This window comes from Parasphingorhabdus litoris DSM 22379 (assembly GCF_020906275.1).
GTDB lineage: Bacteria > Pseudomonadota > Alphaproteobacteria > Sphingomonadales > Sphingomonadaceae > Parasphingorhabdus > Parasphingorhabdus litoris.
In genome coordinates, this window is the sequence record NZ_CP086727.1 from 2,512,992 (window position 1) to 2,535,684 (window position 22,693).

The 22,693-nt window shown below is 51.1% G+C and carries 21 protein-coding genes; 8 read left to right on the top strand and 13 right to left on the bottom strand.

Annotation, left to right across the window (positions count from 1 at the left end):
• Positions 1 to 3: 3 nt before the first annotated feature.
• The 3 genes from BS29_RS12200 to hrcA all read right to left on the bottom strand — a co-directional run bounded on the left by BS29_RS12200 (position 4) and on the right by hrcA (position 2,378).
• A complete protein-coding gene (locus tag BS29_RS12200) occupies positions 4 to 363 on the bottom strand; it encodes a hypothetical protein (RefSeq protein ID WP_229953912.1) in 360 nt (119 codons plus the stop codon).
• A gap of 363 nt (positions 364 to 726) precedes the next feature.
• On the bottom strand, positions 727 to 1,323 hold the full coding sequence (gene grpE / locus BS29_RS12205) for a nucleotide exchange factor GrpE (RefSeq protein ID WP_229953913.1): 597 nt from the start codon (positions 1,321 to 1,323) through the stop codon (positions 727 to 729).
• Between the two features lie 11 nt (positions 1,324 to 1,334).
• The gene (gene hrcA / locus BS29_RS12210) at positions 1,335 to 2,378 is read right to left on the bottom strand and encodes a heat-inducible transcriptional repressor HrcA (RefSeq protein WP_229953914.1); all 1,044 of its coding nucleotides are present in this window, start codon (positions 2,376 to 2,378) and stop codon (positions 1,335 to 1,337) included.
• A gap of 133 nt (positions 2,379 to 2,511) precedes the next feature.
• On the opposite strand from hrcA, the gene BS29_RS12215 reads away from it, so the two are divergent.
• The 3 genes from BS29_RS12215 (at position 2,512) to rdgB (ending at position 4,308) form a co-directional block, all read left to right on the top strand.
• Positions 2,512 to 2,865 carry a nuclear transport factor 2 family protein gene (locus tag BS29_RS12215; protein WP_229953915.1) on the top strand — a complete coding sequence of 118 codons (354 nt, stop codon included), beginning with the start codon at positions 2,512 to 2,514 and terminating at the stop codon, positions 2,863 to 2,865.
• An 88-nt stretch (positions 2,866 to 2,953) separates the two neighbouring features.
• Positions 2,954 to 3,667 carry a ribonuclease PH gene (gene rph, locus BS29_RS12220; protein ID WP_229953916.1) on the top strand — a complete coding sequence of 238 codons (714 nt, stop codon included), beginning with the start codon at positions 2,954 to 2,956 and terminating at the stop codon, positions 3,665 to 3,667.
• 8 nt (positions 3,668 to 3,675) lie between these two features.
• Positions 3,676 to 4,308 carry an RdgB/HAM1 family non-canonical purine NTP pyrophosphatase gene (gene rdgB, locus BS29_RS12225; protein WP_229953917.1) on the top strand — a complete coding sequence of 211 codons (633 nt, stop codon included), beginning with the start codon at positions 3,676 to 3,678 and terminating at the stop codon, positions 4,306 to 4,308.
• Positions 4,309 to 4,321: 13 nt separating this feature from the next.
• On the opposite strand, the gene BS29_RS12230 is transcribed toward rdgB, so the two are convergent.
• Positions 4,322 to 4,939 (bottom strand): CAP domain-containing protein, encoded by a 618-nt coding sequence (locus BS29_RS12230; RefSeq protein WP_229953918.1) that lies wholly within the window; start codon positions 4,937 to 4,939, stop codon positions 4,322 to 4,324.
• An 81-nt stretch (positions 4,940 to 5,020) separates the two neighbouring features.
• Between BS29_RS12230 and hemW the strand changes: the two genes are divergently transcribed.
• The 3 genes from hemW to BS29_RS12245 all read left to right on the top strand — a co-directional run bounded on the left by hemW (position 5,021) and on the right by BS29_RS12245 (position 8,158).
• Positions 5,021 to 6,178, top strand: coding sequence for a radical SAM family heme chaperone HemW (gene hemW, locus BS29_RS12235; protein WP_229956866.1), 1,158 nt, complete (start codon positions 5,021 to 5,023; stop codon positions 6,176 to 6,178).
• Positions 6,179 to 6,235: 57 nt separating this feature from the next.
• On the top strand, positions 6,236 to 7,135 hold the full coding sequence (locus tag BS29_RS12240) for a tyrosine recombinase XerC (RefSeq protein WP_229953919.1): 900 nt from the start codon (positions 6,236 to 6,238) through the stop codon (positions 7,133 to 7,135).
• 195 nt (positions 7,136 to 7,330) lie between these two features.
• Positions 7,331 to 8,158, top strand: coding sequence for an exonuclease/endonuclease/phosphatase family protein (locus tag BS29_RS12245; RefSeq protein WP_229953920.1), 828 nt, complete (start codon positions 7,331 to 7,333; stop codon positions 8,156 to 8,158).
• 157 nt (positions 8,159 to 8,315) lie between these two features.
• Here BS29_RS12245 and BS29_RS12250 read toward each other — a convergent pair whose 3' ends face one another.
• The gene (locus BS29_RS12250; RefSeq protein WP_229953921.1) at positions 8,316 to 9,191 is read right to left on the bottom strand and encodes an OmpA family protein; all 876 of its coding nucleotides are present in this window, start codon (positions 9,189 to 9,191) and stop codon (positions 8,316 to 8,318) included.
• 465 nt (positions 9,192 to 9,656) lie between these two features.
• Between BS29_RS12250 and BS29_RS12255 the strand changes: the two genes are divergently transcribed.
• Entirely contained in the window at positions 9,657 to 11,795 is a 2,139-nt protein-coding gene (locus tag BS29_RS12255) for a molybdopterin-containing oxidoreductase family protein (RefSeq protein ID WP_229953922.1), read from the top strand.
• Between the two features lie 14 nt (positions 11,796 to 11,809).
• On the opposite strand, the gene betA is transcribed toward BS29_RS12255, so the two are convergent.
• Together betA and BS29_RS12265 are read right to left on the bottom strand one after the other, a co-directional pair.
• Entirely contained in the window at positions 11,810 to 13,513 is a 1,704-nt protein-coding gene (gene betA, locus BS29_RS12260) for a choline dehydrogenase (protein WP_229953923.1), read from the bottom strand.
• A 14-nt stretch (positions 13,514 to 13,527) separates the two neighbouring features.
• On the bottom strand, positions 13,528 to 14,667 hold the full coding sequence (locus BS29_RS12265) for a BCCT family transporter (protein ID WP_229953924.1): 1,140 nt from the start codon (positions 14,665 to 14,667) through the stop codon (positions 13,528 to 13,530).
• 37 nt (positions 14,668 to 14,704) lie between these two features.
• Here BS29_RS12265 and BS29_RS12270 point away from each other — a divergent pair, with 37 nt between their 5' ends.
• Positions 14,705 to 15,400 (top strand): Crp/Fnr family transcriptional regulator, encoded by a 696-nt coding sequence (locus BS29_RS12270; protein ID WP_229953925.1) that lies wholly within the window; start codon positions 14,705 to 14,707, stop codon positions 15,398 to 15,400.
• 37 nt (positions 15,401 to 15,437) lie between these two features.
• Here BS29_RS12270 and BS29_RS12275 read toward each other — a convergent pair whose 3' ends face one another.
• From BS29_RS12275 to BS29_RS12300, 6 genes are all read right to left on the bottom strand, one after another.
• Positions 15,438 to 17,132 carry a long-chain-fatty-acid--CoA ligase gene (locus BS29_RS12275; RefSeq protein ID WP_229953926.1) on the bottom strand — a complete coding sequence of 565 codons (1,695 nt, stop codon included), beginning with the start codon at positions 17,130 to 17,132 and terminating at the stop codon, positions 15,438 to 15,440.
• Positions 17,133 to 17,224: 92 nt separating this feature from the next.
• Positions 17,225 to 18,511 (bottom strand): oxygen-independent coproporphyrinogen III oxidase, encoded by a 1,287-nt coding sequence (gene hemN, locus BS29_RS12280; RefSeq protein WP_326838462.1) that lies wholly within the window; start codon positions 18,509 to 18,511, stop codon positions 17,225 to 17,227.
• Between the two features lie 80 nt (positions 18,512 to 18,591).
• Positions 18,592 to 19,707 (bottom strand): MBL fold metallo-hydrolase, encoded by a 1,116-nt coding sequence (locus tag BS29_RS12285; protein ID WP_229953928.1) that lies wholly within the window; start codon positions 19,705 to 19,707, stop codon positions 18,592 to 18,594.
• A 137-nt stretch (positions 19,708 to 19,844) separates the two neighbouring features.
• Positions 19,845 to 20,531 (bottom strand): DUF1013 domain-containing protein, encoded by a 687-nt coding sequence (locus tag BS29_RS12290; RefSeq protein ID WP_229956867.1) that lies wholly within the window; start codon positions 20,529 to 20,531, stop codon positions 19,845 to 19,847.
• Between the two features lie 160 nt (positions 20,532 to 20,691).
• Entirely contained in the window at positions 20,692 to 21,756 is a 1,065-nt protein-coding gene (locus BS29_RS12295) for a glycosyltransferase family 4 protein (protein ID WP_229953929.1), read from the bottom strand.
• Entirely contained in the window at positions 21,753 to 22,667 is a 915-nt protein-coding gene (locus tag BS29_RS12300; protein WP_229953930.1) for a UDP-2,3-diacylglucosamine diphosphatase, read from the bottom strand. The genes BS29_RS12295 and BS29_RS12300 overlap by 4 nt, the downstream gene beginning before the upstream one ends.
• Positions 22,668 to 22,693 lie beyond the last annotated feature (26 nt).

The window sequence follows — 22,693 nt, forward strand, 5'->3', positions numbered from 1 at the left end:
CGTTCAAACTTGGTCGGTTGAGCGCCCTATCAATCGGCGGAGTATCAACCCGATATAGCCAATAGCCAAAAGCGGAGCCGCATAAAGCGAGACGAATCCCAAGGTCAATACAGCTTGATTGGCCAAATCTTCCGCTCTCGGCTCACGATCCAATCCAGCCATGATCATTACCAGATAGCGGCCACTGTCGAAAAAGATGAGCGTCAGGATGATCAACGCCATGGGACCGAGTGTTGCTATGATAACTGTAAACCAACCCAGTTTGGCAACATTGCGTAGAAAGCTGACAAGCATAGCAACCCTCCAAACCGCCACTATGCCCAAAAAGGTTAGATTAGCATTTTGGGCATGAGTCATGCTCATAAACTTTTCTACCGGTATAGCGTATAGAATTGCCGGCAATGACGTAAGCGTAACGAAAATCAAGACATTGCGATAAGACCATCGCTCAGCGCCGAGAGGCAAAATGACAAGCCAAAGATATGCTGAGAGTATGAATACATATCCAATCGATCCCAGCCCGGCATATTGCCACCACTTTGCTTCAGGAGAGTCCCAATAACGACCGATCCCCGCCACCCAGGTGATCAATAAGCCATATAGTAGATATCTCTTCCAATGCAGAGCAACCGCTCTTCCAGGTGCTCTCAGTGTAAGAATTCTGAACTGGTCTGCCCAAATTTCTCGAATACCGATAATACCCTCTTCGCCTGACCTAGAGCGTCTTTATTCCGGCTTTTTTGCCACGCCGACAAAGGCTGGCCGCAACAACCGGTCCTTGATCATGTAACCGGCCTGCATTTCTTGAACCACGGTTCCCGGTTCCTGCTTATCTGTCGGCACTTCAACCATCGCCTGATGCTGATTGGGATCTAGCGGCAGACCAACAGAAGCCACCCGTTTGATGCCGTTTTTCTCGAACACGGTTTCCAATTCTCGCCCAGTGGCCTCGATACCGCCGATCAGGCCTTTCCACTTGTCTTCATTCTTGATTTCGGTCGGAATAGCGGCCAGCGCGCGTTGAAGATTGTCGGACACGCTTAGCATATCGCGGGCAAAGCCGGTTGCGGCATAGGCTTTGGCATCCTGCGCATCTTTTTCCAGCCGGCGGCGGACATTCTGGGTTTCTGCCTGCGCATAAAGCACTTGCTGCTTGGCTTCGGCCAGCTCGTTTTCCAGGGCCGCTATACGCTCGTCCTGAGACGTTTCGGTAGCGGCGTCATTTCCGCCTTCTTTCAATGCCTCGGGCACGCCTTCCAGCTCTGCTGCGGCGGCTTCGTCCAGTTTCGCATCTTCGTTATCTTGTGGCTTTGTATCACTCATTATTTCGTCACTCATTTCAACAATCTGGACAGCGTTTGTGCTGTGAAATCTACCATGGGTACGACACGGGCATAGTTCAAGCGGGTGGGACCAATAACCCCGACCACGCCGACCACTTGTCCGTCGCCATCTTTATAGGGGGCCGCTATCACAGATGAACCGGAAAGGGAGAATAATTTATTCTCTGCACCAATAAATATTTTCGCGGCCTCTGCATCGCGGGCATTGTCGAGCAGGCGGGCGATCTCCTGTTTGCCTTCAAGTTCGTCAAGCAATTGCCTAACCCGGTCGAGATCGTCCAATGCACCGTCCTCCAGCAGATTGGCCTGGCCGCGCACGATTAGGATGGGTCTCTCCGATGGATCCTGTGTCCAGGTGACAAGGCCGCGCTGGACCAGATCCTCGGATGCTTTGTCAATTGCTGTCCGGCCAGCCTGAATATCGCGATCGATCCGGGATAGGGCCTGCGACAGCGTCATCCCGCCATATTGGGCGGTGAGATAATTGCCAGCCTCGATCAGGGCAGAATCCGATATGCCAATGGGCAGGTCGAGCACGCGGTTTTCCACGCCGCCATCCTGTGATACGAGAATGGCGAGCCCCTGCCCTTCAGACAATTTCACAAAGCTGAATTGTTTGAGCGTTGGCTCCCGCTTGGGCACCATGACAAGGCCAGCACAGGAGGACAGGCCAGACAAGATACTGGTAGTAGCGCGCAACGCGTCTTCAACTGGACCGCTCTCGCTAATCTGACTCTCAATCGCGTCGCGTTCCTCCCGCGAAGGCTCAGCCGCCTGCATCATGCCGTCGACAAATAGCCGCAACCCCAGCTCCGTCGGCATCCGCCCGGCACTGGTATGCGGCGCCGCAAGCAAGCCAAGCTCTTCCAGGTCCTGCATAACATTGCGGATCGAGGCAGGCGAAAGCTCCAACCCGGGGGCCTTGGATATGGTCCGAGAACCAACCGGCGCACCGCTATCGAGATAGGATTCCACCACCACGCGGAAAATATCGCGAGTACGGTCGTTCATTTCGGTGATGGGCGTGGTGGTCATCTGGATTAGATAGGGTTTTTATCACGATGATTCCAGCACACAAAACTTCTGCGGTTTGAAACCTCTATTTTCATTCAAACGGTTGAGATGATCAGCAGATATCTGATATCATTCTAATCGCAAAGGACAGATAATGACACCACGTGAAGTAGTCGAAAAATGGATTAAATATTTCAATGCTGGTGATGCAGCTCAGATTACTGAGCTATATCATGATGATGCTGTCAATCATCAAGTCACGCAGGAACCAATATCAGGCAGTGATGCGATACAGGCCATGTTCGAACGTGAGTTTGCTATGGCTGAAATGACCTGCATCGTTGAAGAGATACATGAAGCAGGCGATGTGATTGCTTTGGAATGGCGCGACCCTCTCGGCCTTCGCGGATGCGGCTTTTTCACGATCCGCGACCAGCGCATTGCCTTCCAGCGTGGTTATTGGGACAAGCTATCCTTCCTCAAAATGCATGACCTGCCAATAGAATGAAGAAACTCCACCAAAGCAATCAAGCCATTGGTTGCTAAGGTCATTACAACCGGTTACTGCCGCCTTCAAAGCCACAGGAGAATCACATATGCGCCCATCAGGACGCGCGCTGGACGAGATGCGCGCTATTACTATCGAGACCGGATTTACCAAACATGCGGAAGGGTCTTGCCTGATCAGCTTTGGTGAAACGCGGGTGCTGTGCACCGCCAGCATCGAAGAGCGCATTCCGCCATGGCTGCGCGGCAAAGGAGAAGGCTGGGTCACCGGCGAATATTCAATGCTACCCCGCGCCACCCATACCCGTGGTTCCCGTGAAGCAGCTCGCGGCAAGCAATCCGGTAGAACGCAAGAAATTCAACGCCTTATTGGCCGCTCTTTACGCGCCGTAGTCGATCTTAAAAAACTGGGAGAACGTCAGATTACGCTGGATTGCGATGTTATCCAGGCTGACGGCGGAACACGCACGGCGTCAATCAGCGGAGCCTGGGTTGCGTTGCGGCTCGCAGTCAACGGTTTGCTTGACGAAAAACTCATCAGTGAAGATCCGATTGAACAGAAAATCGCGGCAATCAGTTGCGGTATCTACAACGGCAATCCTGTGCTCGACCTGGACTATGACGAGGATAGCAATGCCGGTGCCGATGCCAATTTTGTTCTGACGGGTGATGGCAATATAGCTGAAGCGCAGGCCACGGCAGAAGGCGAAACATTTGATGATGAAGGCCTGATGCGCTTGATGCGATTGGCCAAAATCGGTTGCGGCCAGATTTTCGAAGCGCAGGAAAAAGCGGTTTCATAGGCACTGCCATGGCTGATCACCGCAAACTGGAACCCGGCAAACTCGTCATAGCGAGCCATAATCAGGGCAAAGTTCGAGAGATCCGAGCGCTTCTGGCACCCTTTGGCATTGAGCCAGTTTCTGCCGGTGAACTGGACCTGCCAGAACCGGAAGAAACAGGTACAACATTTGCCGAAAATGCCTTGCTGAAGGCGCGAGCCAGCGCGGAAGGCGCCAATTGTGTTGCACTGGCTGATGACAGCGGACTGTGTGTAGCGGCACTGGACGGAGCACCCGGTGTTTACACTGCCGATTGGGCGGAGGCAGATAGCTATGAGGGCGGCCCCGGTCGCGACTGGTATATGGCCATGGGTAAGGTCGAAGGAAAACTGTCTGAACTCGGGCCAAATACCGATCGCAGCGCCTATTTTACCTGCACCCTCGCCCTCGCCTGGCCTGACGGGCACTCAGAACTATTTGAAGGTCGCATACAAGGCAATCTGGTCTGGCCACCCCGCGGAACGCTCGGCTTCGGTTACGATCCGGTCTTTCAACCCATTGGCTTCGAACAGACTTTTGCAGAGCTTGATCCACAGCAGAAGCACGACATGAGCCACCGCGCAGATGCGTTCGAGAAGCTCGTCAAAGCCTGTTTCGACTGAACCTGCCTGATGATCAGGGTACGGTTCTGCCAATAAAATTACCTGGCGGACTGTAGCGACATACCAGCACATCGCGACTGCTGTTGCTTGCAAGTCCACAACCAATCTGTGTCGTTTCACGCCAAATGATTTGCGTATAGTGGCCTACATCCTGCCATCGACCTGTGGAACTGACGTCGGGGAATGTGCCCGCAACGAAGAAGCGCTTCTCGCTAATCCAGCCGTCCACCATATCCTGGAATGAAAATGCCCCGGCGGTGCCTGCCCAGAGATTCTCTCCCTGATTGGGCCTTGAAGAACCGGGACTATGTTCAAAACGGCCATTGGCAATAAGTGTTTCGGCATAGTCCTGTGCCGCGGCGCTAAGAGCAGCATCCAATTCCACAGCGGGAACGCCAACTTCCGCGCGCTCGGCATTATGCGCTGCCAGCATGACCTGTAGCATCGTGCTGCCAGGCGGTGTCGGAGTAGGCGTTGGCGTTGGCGTTGGCGTTGGTGTGGGCGCCGGCGTCGGAGTTGGTGTGGGTGTAGGAGCAGGCGTCGGTGTCGGGCTGGGCGCTGGAGATCCGGGCAAGGTTACATCCGGAGAACCTCCGGTTTCACCGCCACAGCCAACCAAAAGCGCGAGCATTGCTGCTTGCACGAAATAATGTCGATGCCTAGTGATGCGTTGATGCTTCATAACCCGTCCTCTCCCACGTCAGCGAAGCAGATGAACCATGAAGAGATTGCTCTCTATATTCATTGGCCGTTCTGTATCGCCAAATGTCCCTATTGTGACTTCAACAGCCACGTGCGCGATCAAGTCGACTATGACACATGGCAGAACGCCCTCTTTCTCGATCTCAGACATGAATATAAAGTTAACCCAAGTCCTCGGATTAACTCGGTTTTTTTCGGCGGGGGCACCCCGTCGTTAATGCCCCCTCGGCTCGTCGCAGAGCTGATGGCCGAGGCAGATAAGTTGTGGGGACTCAATGAACGTTGCGAGATCACGCTGGAGGCCAATCCGTCTTCGGTAGAGGCGGCCAGATTTTCAGATCTGGCATCGGCTGGAGTCAACAGAGTTTCACTTGGATTACAGTCACTTGATGATCATAGCTTACATTTTTTAGGACGCACACATGATGTCAAAGAAGGGCTTGCGGCACTTGAAACAGCGCAGCGGAATTTCGCCCGAGTCAGCTTTGACCTAATTTATGCACGTCCTGGCCAATCCTTGCACGATTGGCAGTCAGAACTTGGCCGAGCCCTTCGTTTTGGCACCAGTCATATGTCACTCTATCAGCTCACCATCGAACCCGGTACCCGCTTTGAAACACTAGTCAGAACCGGCCAACTTGTTCCTGCCGATGATGATCATAGTGCTGATCTATTCGATCTCACGCAGGAGATGACAATGGCAGCCGGTTTGCCGGCCTATGAGATCAGCAACCATGCCCGGATCGGCGAGGAGAGCCGTCATAATCTTACCTATTGGCGCTATGGTGACTATGTTGGCGTCGGCGCGGGCGCGCATGGACGACGGAAAGGAAAAGCAACAGAACGCCACAAGAAACCTGAAAACTTCCTGTCGGCAATTGAACGGAACGGCAATGGCCTCAAAGTTGAGCAGCCGCTTTCGTCCCAAGTGCAGGCAACAGAAGCACTGATGATGGGGCTTCGTTTGAGAGAAGGCATTGATTTGGAAGCCTTGTCAGAAAAGACCGGATTGGCAATCAATATGATGGTCAACAGCGCAGAAATCGGAACGCTCGCAGCCTTGGACCTGGTCCATCGGGAAGGTAATATTCTGACGATCAAGCCTAAGGGCATGCCGTTACTGGATGCGCTGTTACCGAGGATCATAGCAGACGCGCTATGCGCTTGATCCCGACAAGTAACGCCGCATTTGGACTTTAGCCACAAGCGCTGCTAGATTCTGTTCATGGAAAGCGCCCATACTCTTGTGCAGGAATTTTCTCGTCATTTGCGCGAAGGAAGAAGGCGTTCGAAACATACTGTTCGCGCCTATGTCACAACGGCCGAAAGATTTTGCACCTTTCTGACGGAGCATATTGGTAACGCTGTCGGTCGTTCAGAAATCAAGGCCCTTCAACAATCTGATATCCGATCTTATCTCGCCTTTCGAAGAGCTGACGGCCTCACCAACAACAGCGCTGCGAGAGAGTTGTCAGCTATTCATGCCTTTCTCAAATTTGTCGGGGGAGACGAAAGCAAGATACCGAAAATAAAGGGGCCCAAAGTTACTCGCGGTGTGCCGCGTCCTGCCTCTCCTGATGATATCGTTACAATGGCGGAAGATATTGCAGAAAGTGCAGGCAATGACTGGATTGGCGCTCGCGATTGGGCGGTCTTGCTTTTACTGTACGGATCCGGTCTGCGGATCAGCGAAGCACTAGACTTGACCGGTGCTGCCCTGCCATTGTCCGATACGTTGCGGGTTACCGGGAAACGTGGAAAGACCCGAATAGTTCCACTATTGCCGCAGGTACGCGAAGCGATCGAAAGCTACATTGCTCTGTGTCCACATGACATGAGTGCAGAGCAAACCATCTTTCGCGGCAAGCGAGGCGGGCCACTTTCACCCAATTTGATCCGGCGCGTAGTTCAGAAAGCGCGTGGGAAACTAAGCCTTTCGGAAAAAATCACACCTCATGCCCTTCGTCACAGCTTCGCCACCCACCTACTTGCCGGTGGAGCCGATCTGCGGAGCCTGCAAGAACTGCTTGGCCACGCGAGTTTGAGTTCGACACAGGTTTATACAGCAGTCGATGCGGCGCATCTTTTAGATGTGTATCAGAATGCCCATCCGAGAGCAGACTGAATTTTATGTGAAGAGTGCTTTGAGCGCAGAAGTGGCTTTAGAATTTGAATGAATTGCATCGGCGTTTAAAACACCTTCGAATATTATCTTTGACGGATAATTTGATCTTTTATATTTTCAGCAACCAAATTTTGTTTGAAAATATTTTTAGATGGATATCGATTACTTAAGCTTAACTCGAGGGGGTATAAAATTGTGGTAGAATTCACTCATTCAATCATGCGAGCTGCGGTCTGGAATCTCGCTGGCTTTAGCTTGCAGGGCAAACCTATAGGAATATCGGCAAATTCGAATAAGGCGAAAAATCAAGCACAAGGACTAGCTTTGCTCGATGCAGAGTTGGTAACTCTCGTGGAAGTATCGCCGATAAGCTATTTGGACAGTTTGATAAAAAAATTGGCAGACTTTGGGGTTGAATATCAGAAAGTGATCTTACCTCAAAAAAAGGGGAACATTCATATTGGCTTTCTGCATAAGCCAGGGATAAACGTTACTAATCCAAGATTTATCGAAGGTTCTGAAGGTACATACAAGGGAGGGCGACAGGCGATTGCAGTTGATGTTAAAGTGGGAAAACTATCGGCCACAGTAATTGGTGTACACCTTAAATCTGGTCGCAATAAACAGCAGCAAAAAACTCGAGACAGTCAGTGCAAGGCAATTGGTAACTATATTACTGAGTTGCAACAGACTCCGGGTTTTAAAACTCGGGCCATTTTCCTGATGGGTGATTTCAATATGATTCCCGGCCAGGATGTATCCAACTTTCATCATTTAGGCGGTGACGATACCATGGATTTTGTGTCTTCCTGGGATTTACAAGATCGGTTCTCCCATATTCTTGAAAAAGGTCGAGCAAATTTGCTTGATGGGTTTGCAGTTAGTCGAACTTATTCGACAGACTACATCAAAGGCAGTTTGCGATTGTTCCCGATGCATTGGACTATGGATATGGGACGTGAGACTTTCAGAAAGAATGTGTCCGACCATCTACCTTTCGTTGCCAGCTTCAAAATTTACTGAATATCCAGCTGAATGCGTGGCCGACTAGTCAGATGACGATCCATAGATAGTAAAGTCATATCTGTTATTGGTGCTAAATCGGGCGTAAAGTTGAAACACAAACGGCTGGCGCTTTTCCGAGAAAAGCGGGGTGGGCAAAAAGCCCACCCCTTAAAATTTAAAGGCCCTCAACACTCTTGCTGACCATGATGTTCACCGCCACGCGTCGGTTCTGCGCTTTGCCTTCTCGAGTGGTGTTGTCCGCCTGCGGGTCTGCTTCAGCCATACCCGTGGGTGTCAGCATGCGATATGGCTTCCAGCCACAAGCCTGCTGAATGTGGTTGACGACGCGGCTGGCCCGTCTCTCACTAAGTACCTGGTTATATTCCTGGCTTCCGACAGAGTCGGTATAGCCAACAACCAGCAGCAAGGCATTATCCATGGCTTCGGCCTGTGCTGCCGTGTCGCAAAGCTCTTGCTCTGCTTGCTGCGTCAGCCTCCATTTACCGGTGTCAAAATACACATTCGTAGTGCCTTTGATATTATATTTGTCGATATCTCCAACACGTCCGCGCAGCGCTTCGGTTGCTGCTGTCTGTTCGGCAAAGCCCTGCGCCGTGCCGTTACGGATCATGCTAGCAGTCTTAAGATCCCGATCGCGTAGACTGATGCGGCTGGCAACTAGTCCGTCACCCCATTCGACAGTTTTTACTGTGACCGGCAAACCATTGAGCAGGGAATCGCTAGCAAGCTTGCTACGACCAAGACCTAAAAAACCTTTGCTGGCTTTAATTTCGGTGGCCTCTGCAACAGTAATCGGTGTGTTGCTACCATCAGCGCTGGTAACCATCATTCTGTCGGCTTTGCGCGCAGAGATGAAACCTTCAACATCCGGTCCTTCGGGAAGGCCAGATAGATCAGCCGGCGGCAATCCGGTGACAGTAATATCTGTTTCGTTCAACTGATCCTGCTGCGCAAACGCAACATTCGGTGCCGCTATGGCAGCCGTGGCAAGCAACAACGCAATCTTCGAACTTTTGGAAATGTTATTCATTGTTCTACTCCTTCAAACAATAGCATATGGCCCCGCATTCAATTGCTTCTCGTCTGACCGAACCCTGGTTAGCGTATCCGGCAGTCTAAATTCCCCTCATCTCGCTACACAAGACATGCAATATGGAAGACCTCAGTGTTCAGAGCACCCTTTCTGATACATGAACACTATCGATAAAACGGTTGGTTTTGCAGATAATGCGAGCATATGGTGCGATGAACAGTTTCTGCTGACAAAAGATGGGCATCCCGAAGCGGAAGAATCGGCATCCCGAGATAAGATGGCGTTGGTTTGTCACGAAGACTGTTTCACAACAGTGAATATATGCACCCTCAGGCCCAGCTTTTGGGTGTATTTTTAAGATGTAAGGATATTCTTCAACGACGAGACTGCTTGTTACCCGAACAGTTTTGTCAGTCGCACCCTTTGGGTGCCATGATACACTCGCGGCATAGGAGAATGACTATGGCCGTCCAGACCAAAAGAAGTTTTTGTCGTTTTTGCCACGCCAGCTGTGCGATGCTGGTTGATGTGGAGGATGACAAAGTCGTTGCTGTGCGCGGCGACAAGGAAGATCATCTGTTCAACGGCTATACCTGTATCAAAGGCCGACAGCTTACCGATATGCATAACCTGCCAGACCGAATGATAACGAGTAAAATCCGGCAGAAAGACAGCTCGTTTAAAGATATCTCTACAGCAGAGGCACTCGCGCTGGCCGGCGCCAGAATGAAGAAAATGGTCGAGGATCACGGCCCCCACAGTGTCGCAGTCTATTGCGGTACTAATGCGTTTCAGAATAGCGCCGTTCTTGGAACATCCTACGCTTTCGCGCAGGGCATCGGATCACGCAATTGGTACACTAGCGTCACAGTCGATCAGCCGGCGAAAGTTTTCACCACAGCCCGTTATGGCATGTGGATGGGCGGCGGCAATACTTTCACCGATTCTGATGTCGCGATGTTTTTCGGCAATAATCCGATCGTCTCACATTATTCCGGTGGGATGCCGACATCCTCTCCATCCCGCGGCCTTCGCGATGCGCAAGACCGTGGATTGAAGTTGATCGTGGTGGACCCCCGCGTCAGCGACATGGCCAGACGCGCTGATGTTCATCTGCCGGTGAAACCGGGTGAAGATCCCGCCCTGCTCGCTGGGATGCTCAACGTTATTTTTGAAGAGAAGTTGTTTGACCAGAATTTTGTGGCGGCCCATGTTGATGGTGTTGAAGAATTGGAAGCTGCGGTCAAATTGATGACCCCTGATGTAGCAGCAAGGCGCGCGGGCGTTGAAAAAGATGAACTGATCAAGGCAGCCCGAATGTTTGCCGGAGCAAATAAAGGGCGTGTGGTTACCGGAACAGGACCAGAAATGGCTGGCAATGGTACGCTGACCGAATATCTCGTTGCATCGCTGAACATCCTGTGTGCACGTTTCAATCAGGAAGGAGAGAAAGTCTCCGCTCCGATGGTTTTCAACCCGCTCAGCGGTATGCCGAAAAAAGCACAGGTTGCGCCGCCCACTCCGATGTTTGGTGAGGGTTTCCCCAAATCCCGTATCCGGGGTCTCGGTCATCTGGGGAAGGAAATGCCCTGCAATGTGCTGGCTGACGAAATACTGACGCCAGGCGAAGGCCAGATAAAGGCGTTTATCTCAATCGGTGGGAATCCTGAAATTGCCTTTCCCGATCAGCAGAAGGTTCGCCGCGCACTCGATGAATGTGAGCTTTTCATCCAAATAGATCCATGGATGTCGGCCAGCGCCAAACGCGCCGATATAATTCTAGCGCCCAGCATGTGTCTGGAGCGCGAGGACATCAACAACGTATCCGACGCGTTTACCGAAGAAGCCTATGCGCATTATACTGAGGCCATGGTTCCAGCACCTGGAGATACGATGGACGAATATGAAATGTTGTGGTGGTTAGCCAAACATATGGGAATTGAGATGCACTATCCTGGCGGATCGGTATCGATGGACGAATGCCCGGACAAGGCCACGGTGCTCGACCTGATTTGCGAAGGTTCGCTGCTGAAACCTAGCAAGGCCAAGGCAGATGCGGCAGCATTGGAGCGCAAGGGCGCGGCCATTACATATGATGAACTGCATCCTGTAGTCGGTCCGGCGGATCCGGACAGCGAGAACCGCTTCAACCTGAATGCCGGTGCCATGCCAAGTGAGTTGATTGATTATGCTAACAACGACCCCGCTAAGGACGGCTTCAACTTCCGCTTGATTTCTCGTCGATCTAAGCATCGCTATAATAGCAATGGTCACCCCTTTCCAAAGCTGGTCGAGAAAATGCCCACCAATCCGGCTTTTATTAACCCAGATGACATGGCCAAGGAGGGTATAAGCGATGGCGCGATCATCGAAATAACTTCACCAACCGCTTCGATTTTTGGCCTCGCCAAAGCGGATCATAAAGTGAGACCTGGGGTCATCTCGATGAGTCACGCCTTTGGCGACAGCGAGGCGGGCAAGGATGATGTGATGACCAAAGGTGGGTCAACGAACCGGCTAATTGTTGACGATGACCATATTGATCCGATTACTGGTCAAGCCATTCAAAGCGCAATTCCCGTTCGAGTAAGCGCGGCGTAGCGATACCGGCAGGTTCAGACAAGCTCTCTTACCGCTCGCCCTTCCCGCTGTCGCGTTTCCCACTGCTCGTCGATCCAACTTGGTGCCGATGATGCGGGCAATAAGGGTCGCCCCAAAATCATGTCAGAAGCGCGTTCTGCAACCATGATGGTCGGCGCATTGATATTGCCGTTGGGAACCGTGGGAAAAACCGACGCATCGACAACGCGCAGGCCTTTCAGACCCATCACGCGGCACTCGGTATCGACCACAGCCATCGCATCGCTCTCTGGCCCCATTTTGCATGTACCACAGGGATGATAAGCACTTTCGACATTATCCTTCACCCACGCATCAATCTGCTCATCTGTTTCAATCTCGACGCCAGGTTGCAATTCCTCATCACGATAAATATCCATTGCCGGTTGCCCGATGATCTCGCGCGTCAGCCTGATACATTGCCGCCATTTTTCGACATCTTCGGGATGCTGCATGTAATTGAAGGTAATCCTGGGCGCAGCATCAGGATCCGCAGATGCGATACGCACATGCCCCCGGCTTTTCGGTTTGTTTGGGCCCACATGAACCTGGAAACCATGACCTTTTAGAGATGGCGTCCCATCATAACGCATCGCAGCTGGCAGGAAATGATATTGGATATCCGGCGACTTAATGCCGGCCTCCGAACGGATAAAGGCACAGGATTCAAAATGATTGGTCGCCCCTAGACCCGACTTGAAGAAGAACCAGCGCGCTCCGATCAGCAGCTTGCTGAACCAACCAAGTTTATTGTTCAGACTGACAGGTTCTTTGCACCGGAACTGAAAATAGATCTCGAGATGATCCTGCAGATTTTCTCCAACGCCTGGTAACTCATGTCGAGTTTCGACGCCGGCTGTGCTTAATATCGAAGCGGCACCAATACCCGATCGTTGCAAGATCGCTGGCGAGGCAATGGAGCCAGCAGATAGAATTATTTCTTTGTCTGCCGAAATAGTCTTTTCTACACCTCCATGTTTCAGAACTACGCCCACGGCCCGTTTGCCTCTCAACGTAAGACGATCAACCCGCGCGTCAGTCCACACTGTCAGGTTGGGTCGCGATTTCACCGGATCCAGATAGGCGCGCGCGGTCGACTCGCGAAAGCCAGCCCGAACAGTCATGTGCATCGCACCAAAGCCCTCTTGGCGAAAACCGTTATAGTCCTCAGTATATGGGTATCCAGCTTCCACTCCGGCGTCGATAAAGGCTTGGTAGAGCGGATTGCCAGTCATATTGTTACCGCCGCTGACGCCCAACGGCCCGTTACCGCCGCGATAATCGTCTTCGCCCGATTGCCAACTCTCAGCTCGTTTGAAATAGGGCAAGCAATTGGCATAGCCCCAGCCTTTCGCTCCGGCTTTCTCCCATTCTTCAAAATCGCAAGCATGGCCGCGTACATAGACCATTCCGTTGATTGACGACGTACCGCCCAATCCTTTCCCGCGCGGGCACGTTATCTGGCGCCCATCCAATGCGGGCTCATCTTCAGACAGATATCCCCAGTTATAGGTTTTAGATGCCATCGGATAGGACAACGCGGTCGGCATCTGAATCAGGATGTTCTTGTCACTCCCGCCGGCCTCCAGCAGCAGCACCCGGTTCGTTTCATCCTGACTGAGGCGATTGGCCAGAACACAGCCAGCAGATCCAGCACCAACAATGATATAATCCCAGTCTGCCGCAGAGGAGATTGCCATGCTTTTTCGAACCCTTAAAACGCAACGGCTGCGAGCTGTTTGCGCCGCTGAAAAATAAGCGCGTATATACAAGCATAAAGAAAAATGACCACCATGCCGATCCACTCGATCTTCAATGGCGTGAATTGGTACAATAAGATCAGCCCAAATAGCAGTCCCCAATGGACGGTGATATAAAGTGGGCCGCCCAACCGCTCGACCGTCAGATTGAGGTTCTCCGAATAGAGGCGCGTCAGAGAATCCAGCGAGTTGATCACAAAAATAATCCCGACCACTATCATCGCTATTTGGAGCAAAGCGGTCAGTTGAATTTCCTGACTGTGCACAAAGAACAATATCGAGAACCACAGAGCAATAGGTATTGAGGGCAATATCAGCAACGCCACGAGAAGTTGCCAAGGACGAAGGCCACCCACAAATCTTGCCACAAACTGGCCTATCATGATGCTCCAAGCGAACCACCAGAAAAGGTAGAATGCATGATAGTCTGTCAGCGGACTAACAAATCGGTGCAAATTGGCAAAATACCCACCGAGATATTGTCCACTTTGCACAAAGTTCTCGAAACCCATCCCGCTTTCAATCAGCATCGCGATGATCAACGTAATGAACAACAGAAACGAACCCAAACTAAGCCAGATAACAAAACGAATATCAGTGCTTGATACTACAGCGGTGAGCACCACAGCCGCAACAAGACCGTAGCGCGCATATTCTGGAATACCGACGATATAGTCGGGAAGATAGCTGAAGAACAAAAAACCGGTAAAGGCGCAAGTCGCTATAATCACAAGATTGTTGAGCAGCTTCACCCAGATGATTTCGAACAATTTTAACCGTGGCTCAAGGACACAAAAATAGAATGTTGTCAGAAAATAGAACCCCCACACTAGGAATCCCCAGAAACCGAATTCGATCGCTAAAGGGTTCGTGAAACCGTAAGGGCTTTCGGCGTCATAAACCGGGAATTCTGTCAATGGGAACAAGATCAAACCTACATCCAGGCCTGACGTAAACAATATCGCGATAAATGCCATCAGGCGGCTTGGCTGCTCTCCTACAAGCAGGGTTTTGCGAAACCACAGGATCAGGAACATTGACGTCGTCAATGTGATCAATATCGCAGCCGTTAAAATGATATGTGCGCTTTGCATCAATCGCAATTTTTCGAGTGAAGATATTGCAATACTTATGCAAAAATCCGATGGAAGCAAAATGGAAATTGGTTTTGACGCAGCGCTGCTGATCCATATCGGGGCACTTTTCTACATCATCGCTTTCCTCATTCGGGATGAGATGAGGCTGCGGCTCCTCGTTCTAAGCGGTTCGGTTTTCTACCTGCTATATTATTATCTGTTTCCGGATCCGCCTTTGTGGGACGCGATCCTGACCACGGCAATTTTGACCGTCGCCAACCTAATTGTTCTATTTCGAATAGTATTGGAGCGTTCGGTATTCACCTTAAGCACCCAAGAGAAACAGCTGTTCATGGCGTTTGAAGGATTTACTCCCGGACAATTTCGACAATTGCTGAAAATCGCCAAATGGCGCGACGCACAATCCCCTGTGGTGCTCACAAAAGAGAGTAAGCAACTTTCCAAACTCTATTATATATTCAACGGTTCAGTTCGTACGAAAAAAGGAAAGCACGAATTCACCCTCGGAGATGGGAATTTTATTGGAGAGATAGCTTTTGTGCTCAAGGGGCCACCGACTGCAGATGTCACTGCCCTGCCCGGCACACGATATGTTGAATGGAACAGCGCAGACATTGATCAACTGATGGAAAAATCACCCGCCTTTGAAAACGCCATGATGGCGCTACTCAGCCGTGATCTTGCCGACAAGCTGGCGACGAGTGTGCAACCAGATTCGGTGATCGCTTAGCCACTACATTCGAAGAACTGACTGTCTCAGGACTAATCTATCCCAATTCCTCTGCCCGCAACGTCTTACGATCTAGTTTTCCGATCATCGTTTTGGGCAAGCTATCACGCACGACAACGTCGGTGACTCGCTCATGCTTTCCAAGCTGCGGATTCAGCCAGTCTTTCAACGTTTCGCCGTCGATACCCATCCCTTCTTCCAGAGCGACATAGGCTCTTGGGCTTTCGCCGCGATAGTCATCGGGGACACCAATAACCAGCGCTTCCTTGACGGCTTCATGCTGATAAAGCACTTCCTCGACCTGACTTGGAAATACTTTGAAACCGCCAACAGCGATCATATCCTTTATGCGATCAACAATTTTGATGTAGCCATCCTCATCAATCTCCGCCACATCGCCGGTGCGCAGAAATCCACCAACAAAAACCTCCTCATCGGCAGATGGCATATTCCAATAGCCTTGCATGACTTGCGGTCCGGAGAAGATTAATTCGCCCGGATCTCCATCAGGAACTTGCTTTGTAGGGTCTTCCTTATCGACCAGTTTGACCAATGTTCCCGGAACAGGCTGACCGATTGTTCCTGATTTATTCAGGCCGGAATAAGGGTTAGCGCTGACCACGCCTGAGCTCTCTGTCAAACCATAGCCTTCGACAAGCTTTGCTCCGGTCTTGGCTTCAAATTTCTTTTTCAGCTCAACCGACAATGGTGCACCGCCCGAAACGCATACTTTCAGCGAGGAGAAATTTGTCTTGTCTATATCAGGGTGATCAAGCAACGCTTGATACATCGTTGGAACGCCTGGCATTGCGGTAATCCGGTTGCGTGTGATTGCTTTCAGCGTCTGCTTTGCATCAAATCGCGGCAGCATAACAATCTCTCCGCCCCTTTGCACCGTGCGATTAAGCACCGCACTGTTGGCGAAGACATGAAAGAAAGGCAGCACTCCCATCAGCCGATCGTCATCATCTATGAAGGGATCAATAGCATTTATCTGACGTGCGTTGGATGTTAGATTTTGGTGGCTCAGCATCGCACCTTTGGGTGTACCTGTCGTTCCTCCCGTATATTGCACCAGCGCAATATCCTTTTCCGGATGGATATTAGGCGCGATGAATTTGCCGTCATTGTCTGTCAGATCAGCAAAGCGCGTAATCCGTTTATCATCCGGTTGTGGAGAGTTTTCCTTGCGCCGAAAAAGGCGGTAAAACAGCGCCTTGGCACCAGGAAGTGCTCCTGCGACACTACCCACCACTAACCGTTCAAGGCTAGATTCCTGCAGCACTTCATAAGCAGTGGGGAAAACGGCGCTGGCCGACAAAGTGAAAAGAATTTTGGTGCCGCTGTCCTCAACCTGATGATTAAGCTCTTCGACAGTGTAGAGCGGTGAGAAGTTAACTACCGTGGCGCCGATTGCCATGGCGCCATAATATGCGGTCACATAGTGCGGCACATTCGGAAGAAAAAGGCCAATCCTGTCACCCTTGGTAACGCCCAAATCCTGCAATCCCTTGGCCACTCGAACCACACCAGCAGCTACATCGGCATAGGTATACTTGCGGCCCATGAAGTCGAGCAAATCTGCCTCTCCTCTGCGACCGGCGGAGCGAAAAAACATTCCAGGCATCGACAGGGGTTCGAAAAACTGATCCCAGTCCGTGGGATGATTATAGCGCGACTTCCAGATTGGAGTGGAATCAGCGGGCGTTTGGATATCAAGATTGTCAGTCATTAACATAAGTGTAAGTCATCCCAGCATCAGTGACAATGGGGCCAACGGTTTTGGATGCACTTGTTGACGGGCTGTTACTCAAACACCACTAGTCACACAGCTTGACTAAAAGTTCCGGCGGTTTGCCCTCTAAATTGGTCAAATGTCGCAGCGATGGTCCGGGCATAGGGCCTGGCGGAAGGGAGCAATCTTATCTCCTGGTCAACAATCTCGATTAGACCTCGGTTTATATAGGGCGTCAGCCCAGCTACGTGGGTTGCCGTATCACCCAGCGGTGAGAGATCTGCCCGACCATTTGCCAAAATTTGCTCGATGATCGCGCCATGTATCAGGTGGCTGGCAGTTCTCACTACGCCTGAGGCAGTTGGCAGCATGCCTTCTGCCAGACTGCTTCTGTAGCGGCCGACATTTTTTTCATTCTGGACAATCAGATTTGGAGTTTCGCTGATGGCCGATGCTCCCATACCGATCAATATGCGACTCTGATCATCGGTAAATCCCTGAAAATTGCGTCTTACCGATCGATGCACATTCGCCCGTTCCAATGGATCACCCGGCAGCGCGAAATGATCAAAGCCAACGGACTGATAACCAGCTTGGACCAGGAAATCATGGCCGAACGCTGCCATATCGAATCGCTGTTTTGCATTGGGAAAATCACTATCATCAATTTGACGCTGACGCGGAATCAGGCTGGGAATATGGGCATATCCAAATAATGCTATCCGCTCGGGCAGCAGGGCGACCGTCTGCTCCAGCGTTGCTTTCAAAATCTCAATTGTCTGTCCAGGTAGACCATATATTAAGTCAAAGTTGAGCGAAGTAACACCCGCGGCACGCAAGCTTGCGACCATGTCCGTCACCATCTCCAATGGCTGAACGCGGCCAATCGCCGATTGCACTGTCGGATCAAAGCTTTGAATCCCAAGGCTTACATTGTCGAAAGCCAGTTCGGCCGTGAGATCATGCCACTCCGTTGAGTGGCTACGCGGGTCAAGTTCAATAGATAGCACTGCCTCGTCGAGATGAAACGCCGCTTGCAGCCGTGACATCAAACTCTGAAAATCTGCAGCACAAAGGGCGTTGGGACTACCACCTCCAAAAGCGAGCCTTTTTACGCGGCCACGACGGTTAAGCCGTGAAGCAATCAAATCAATTTCGTCAAACAAAGCCCTTAGATAGGCATTTAGCCTGTGGGTGCGGTTTGCTCGTCCGGTGTTACAACCGCAATACCAACAAATCTGTTCACAATAGGGAATATGGACATAAAACGAGATATCATCACACAAACGAACATCAAGCAGCGCCTGTTCCAAGTCTTTTGGTCCAACAGTATCATTGAAATCAGCCGCCGTTGGATAGCTGGTATATCGCGGCACCGGGCGCTCAAGCAATTCAGGATAATATTTCCACATACCCTGACTTTATGGTCGAAAAATAATCCGGTCTTTGCGCTAGATCAAAGCGCGCGATACCAAGCCGTTCCGTCCTTCATCTCGTGGACCGCGCGGCCCGTATATTCGAGATGGCGCAGCGTTGCCATCGCTTCTCCCGTCGCCATCCCAATCACATCATGCCCAATCGGGCGCGAAAAGAGCAACGGAAAGCTATCGACCACCCGCATGGGTTTCTCGGCGAGGGCATCAGCCAAGTCATCCAAGGCCTCATTGTGGCGTAACGCCAATGTGTCGAGCCTTTGATGCGCGCCCTTAAATGGTCGGCCGTGCGCTGGCAGGACGAGCAGGTTGGGATCAATCTCGGCACGAAATCGATCTATGCTTGCTAGCCATTCGCCGAGGGGATCCGCGGTAGGCTCGCTTAGCATGACCGAAATATTCGAGGTGATGCGCGGTAATATCTGATCTCCGGAAATCATTACATGATTTGTATCGTCGATCAGACAAGCATGTTCCGGCGTATGACCGCGCCCGATCATCACCCGCCAGTCATTGTTACCAATGATGAGACTATCGCCTTCATCCAATCGAATATGGCCAACGGGCAGCTTTGAAACAGCCCGGGCAAATCGCCCCCAACCGCCTTCGCACTTTTCCTTGATCAAGGCTTCATCCCAGCCGGCGAAACGCCATTCATCAATTGCTTCTTGTGGAACATCTTCGCTGACATCAGCGGTCAACATCCGTGCCAGCAACCATTCTGTGCGGTTCATATGAAGCGAAGCCTTAAACCGGTTCGCTAACCAACCGGCACAACCGACATGATCGGGATGAAAATGGGTGACAACAATCTTGGTAGCCGTTTTCCCGTTCAACCCGGATTCAAAAAGCCTTTTCCAAGATTCAATAACGGCTGGCATGAACAATCCGGTATCAACAATAGCAAACCCGGGTGTTCCATCGGGATGAACATCATCCAAAACCCAATTGTTAATATGTCCCAGCGGCCCAGGCACAGGAGTACGGGTCCAACCGATACCTGGCATCAACTCAAAATATTCGCCATATTTGGGTTCATAGTCGCCAAGCGGATAGGTCAAACCCTCGGCTTCGATGGGATCAAAGCCGTGATCGGCCAAAGTCGCATCATAGGCTGGCGGTTTTGTTGGGGCATCCATAGTATAACCATAGACCCAGGCTGAACGCTGGCGCAACCAGATTTAACTGAACAGTTAACTCTGTTTCAGCTCAGACAACGGCAACATGCGCCCCAAAACAATTATAGGGCATGAAGTTTCAAAATTGTTTCTAAAAATCAGCTGTCTTTAAAAAGAGTTTCTGCGGTCAGATCTTCAGTGGCAATATCACCATCATCGGCCTCGGCAGCAAGCGCTGCTTCTGCATCCCGTTCTGCTTGGGCACGCTCTTCATGAAGCTCAGCGATAAGAGCTTCCTTGTCACCACCCAATTTCTTGTCTTCGGGAACTTCCGGCTCGATACCAGCTTTTTTTGCGGCCTTGGCAACGACGGCGTCCAATTCACGCTGCGAGCAAAGACCCAAAGTGACTGGATCTTTCGGAACAATATTGGCAATATTCCAATGCTCACGGTCACGAATAGCATTGATCGTTGTACGTGTTGTGCCAATCAACTTGCCGACTTGTGCGTCGGAAATTTCGGGATGGTTACGCAGCAACCATGCAATGCCATCCGGCTTGTCCTGACGCTTGGAAACAGGCGTGTAGCGAGGGCCTTTGGTGCGGCGGACCTGCTCCGGGCCTTTTTGCAACTTCATCCGATATTCTGGGTCAGCTTCGGCTTTCGCAATTTCTTCGTTGGTCAGCTCATGTGCTTGCACAGGATCACGGCCGGTATATTTCGAGCCAGCAAGATCGTCAGCCATCGCATTCACTTCGAGAATGTGAATACCGCAAAATTCTGCAATCTGTTCAAAACTCAATCCGGTATTGTCGACCAACCAGCTGGCGGTTGCATGCGGCATGAGCGGGGTCGGGTTATCTTGGGCCACGGTGGCATCCTTTTTCAAAAAATAAGGGCCGCCCCTTTCGGGAGCGGCCTGTTGTTAATCTCTATGTAGTGGATATCGAAAGAGTCGGCAAGATATTTGGTTATGACACGTTTTTTTGTCTTGTTTTCCGTGTTCAAGTTTTCGCGAGTGTAGCTTTGGCTATGAGGCGGCGTGACAGATGTACCGTCCGATCCGGTTCCATCGGATCCAACCCGTCAAGAAATTGACGTGCGCTTACCACCCAGTCAAAATGCGAAGCACGCTCCAAGCAATCGCCCGAGCGTAGTTTTTGCGCCGCGGCAATCGCCAAGTTCAAGTCTTCGTCCATTGTTCCGCTCTTTTCGGTCAATATGTCAACCGGCCCAGTGACTGGAAATGCTGCGACTGGCGTACCGCAGGCTAATGACTCTATCAATACTAAGCCAAATGTATCTGTTTTGCTTGGAAATACAAAGACATCGGCGCCAGCATAGCAGCCAGCAAGCTCCCGTCCGGATTTTCGACCTAGAAAATGGGCCTCCGGATATGCCTTAATCAGATCATTCAGCGCGGGCCCGTCACCCACCACAACCTTGCTTCCAGGCTGGTCGGTATTCAGGAAGGCTTCGATATTTTTCTCCACCGCCACTCGGCCGACATATAGCTGGATCGGCTTTGGGAAACTGTTGAACAGCTCTGGAACGCCGGCATCCGGTGAAAAACTTTCAAGATCAACGCCGCGTCCCCAATGATGTACCTGCGACAAATTTTCTGTGATCAACTGCCGCCGAACATTCCGTGTAGACACCATGATCGCTTTTGAGGCGCCGTGAAACCATCGGATATACAGCCAGAAAATCCGCGGAGACAGTCGCGTTCTCTTGGCAAGATACTCTGGAAATTGCGTGTGATAGGCAGTTGTAAAAGTGCGTTTATTTCGGCGACACCAGCGTCTTGCCGACAAACATAATGGCCCTTCGGTAGCCAAATGAATCGCATCGGCTTCAAATTCCGCAATTCTCCGGCCAACGCTGCTGGCACGTGTCATGGCCAAGCGAATTTCTGGATAGCTGGGCGCCGCGACAGAACGATATTGGTCAGGAGAGATCACCAGCACTTCATGCCCCCACTCACGCAAAATCGTGATAATTGTATCTAGAGTTCGAACAACCCCGTTGACCTGTGGATGCCAAGCGTCGGTAACCAGCGCGATTTTCATGCCGCCTGCTCCATACCGCCCTTCATTCCTTCTAGCATTACTGGCTGTTTCTGCCGTTCTTTTCGTGCGGCAATTTCATCTGACCAGTGCAATATTTCCATCTTTCCATCATCGCATTCGACCAATGCCGTGCATCCTTCGACCCAATCGCCATCGTTATAATATTCGATTCCTTGAATCTCGCGCATTTCTGCAGTGTGGATATGACCGCAAACGACACCGTCAACGCCGCGGTTTCCCGCTGCCTTGGCAACCAGCTCTTCAAAACGGCCGATGAATTCAACAGCATTTTTCACTTTGTGTTTTGCAATCTTCGAAAGCGACCAATAGGGGAGCCCCAAACGTCCCCGGATTTTGTTGACCACCCAGTTCAGCCTCATCAACGTCGTGTAAGCGGCATCCCCAACAAAAGCGAGCCAGCGATGAGCGAGCATCACCGCATCAAACTCGTCTCCGTGCAGAACAAGTAACCTCCGGCCATCTGCTGTTTCATGGATGGCAGAGCGGCGTATTTCAACACCACCAAAGTTCAGCCCGGTAAACTGACGAAACATTTCATCGTGATTTCCCGGTATATAGACAATTCGTGTATCCCGTTTGGCGCGCTTCAATATCCGCCAGATGATATCATTATGGCTATCCGGCCAATAAAACTTCTTTTTAAGCCGCCAGCCGTCAATAATATCACCAACCAAGTAAAGCGTATCGCTGTCCACATGATCGAGAAAATCGATAAGCATATCGGCATTGCAGCCACGGGTTCCGAGATGAATATCAGATATCCAGATCGTTCGGTATCGCGTCCGATCCATTGAACTAACGCGAGGTTGCTTTGTCAGACGGGCTTCATAGCGATCTGTGTCAAGTAACGGGATATTGGACTTGGAGATCGGCGGAAATTGTTTGGCCATGGCTTTGCTCCCAAAGAAACTATCCA

What these genes read in the sequence shown, in the direction of transcription:
- BS29_RS12295 (WP_229953929.1), bottom strand. Translation starts at nt 21,756, where the DNA reads ATGAAAATCGCGCTGGTTACCGACGCTTGGCATCCACAGGTCAACGGG.
- BS29_RS12230 (WP_229953918.1), bottom strand. Translation starts at nt 4,939, where the DNA reads ATGCTCGCGCTTTTGGTTGGCTGTGGCGGTGAAACCGGAGGTTCTCCG.
- BS29_RS12300 (WP_229953930.1), bottom strand. Translation starts at nt 22,667, where the DNA reads ATGGCCAAACAATTTCCGCCGATCTCCAAGTCCAATATCCCGTTACTT.
- BS29_RS12200 (WP_229953912.1), bottom strand. Translation starts at nt 363, where the DNA reads ATGAGCATGACTCATGCCCAAAATGCTAATCTAACCTTTTTGGGCATA.
- hrcA (WP_229953914.1), bottom strand. Translation starts at nt 2,378, where the DNA reads ATGACCACCACGCCCATCACCGAAATGAACGACCGTACTCGCGATATT.
- BS29_RS12290 (WP_229956867.1), bottom strand. Translation starts at nt 20,531, where the DNA reads ATGCCGCATGCAACCGCCAGCTGGTTGGTCGACAATACCGGATTGAGT.
- BS29_RS12255 (WP_229953922.1), top strand. Translation starts at nt 9,657, where the DNA reads ATGGCCGTCCAGACCAAAAGAAGTTTTTGTCGTTTTTGCCACGCCAGC.
- grpE (WP_229953913.1), bottom strand. Translation starts at nt 1,323, where the DNA reads ATGAGTGATACAAAGCCACAAGATAACGAAGATGCGAAACTGGACGAA.
- hemW (WP_229956866.1), top strand. Translation starts at nt 5,021, where the DNA reads ATGAACCATGAAGAGATTGCTCTCTATATTCATTGGCCGTTCTGTATC.
- BS29_RS12265 (WP_229953924.1), bottom strand. Translation starts at nt 14,667, where the DNA reads ATGCAAAGCGCACATATCATTTTAACGGCTGCGATATTGATCACATTG.
- betA (WP_229953923.1), bottom strand. Translation starts at nt 13,513, where the DNA reads ATGGCAATCTCCTCTGCGGCAGACTGGGATTATATCATTGTTGGTGCT.
- BS29_RS12240 (WP_229953919.1), top strand. Translation starts at nt 6,236, where the DNA reads ATGGAAAGCGCCCATACTCTTGTGCAGGAATTTTCTCGTCATTTGCGC.
- rph (WP_229953916.1), top strand. Translation starts at nt 2,954, where the DNA reads ATGCGCCCATCAGGACGCGCGCTGGACGAGATGCGCGCTATTACTATC.
- BS29_RS12270 (WP_229953925.1), top strand. Translation starts at nt 14,705, where the DNA reads ATGCAAAAATCCGATGGAAGCAAAATGGAAATTGGTTTTGACGCAGCG.
- BS29_RS12285 (WP_229953928.1), bottom strand. Translation starts at nt 19,707, where the DNA reads ATGGATGCCCCAACAAAACCGCCAGCCTATGATGCGACTTTGGCCGAT.
- BS29_RS12275 (WP_229953926.1), bottom strand. Translation starts at nt 17,132, where the DNA reads ATGACTGACAATCTTGATATCCAAACGCCCGCTGATTCCACTCCAATC.
- BS29_RS12215 (WP_229953915.1), top strand. Translation starts at nt 2,512, where the DNA reads ATGACACCACGTGAAGTAGTCGAAAAATGGATTAAATATTTCAATGCT.
- rdgB (WP_229953917.1), top strand. Translation starts at nt 3,676, where the DNA reads ATGGCTGATCACCGCAAACTGGAACCCGGCAAACTCGTCATAGCGAGC.
- BS29_RS12250 (WP_229953921.1), bottom strand. Translation starts at nt 9,191, where the DNA reads ATGAATAACATTTCCAAAAGTTCGAAGATTGCGTTGTTGCTTGCCACG.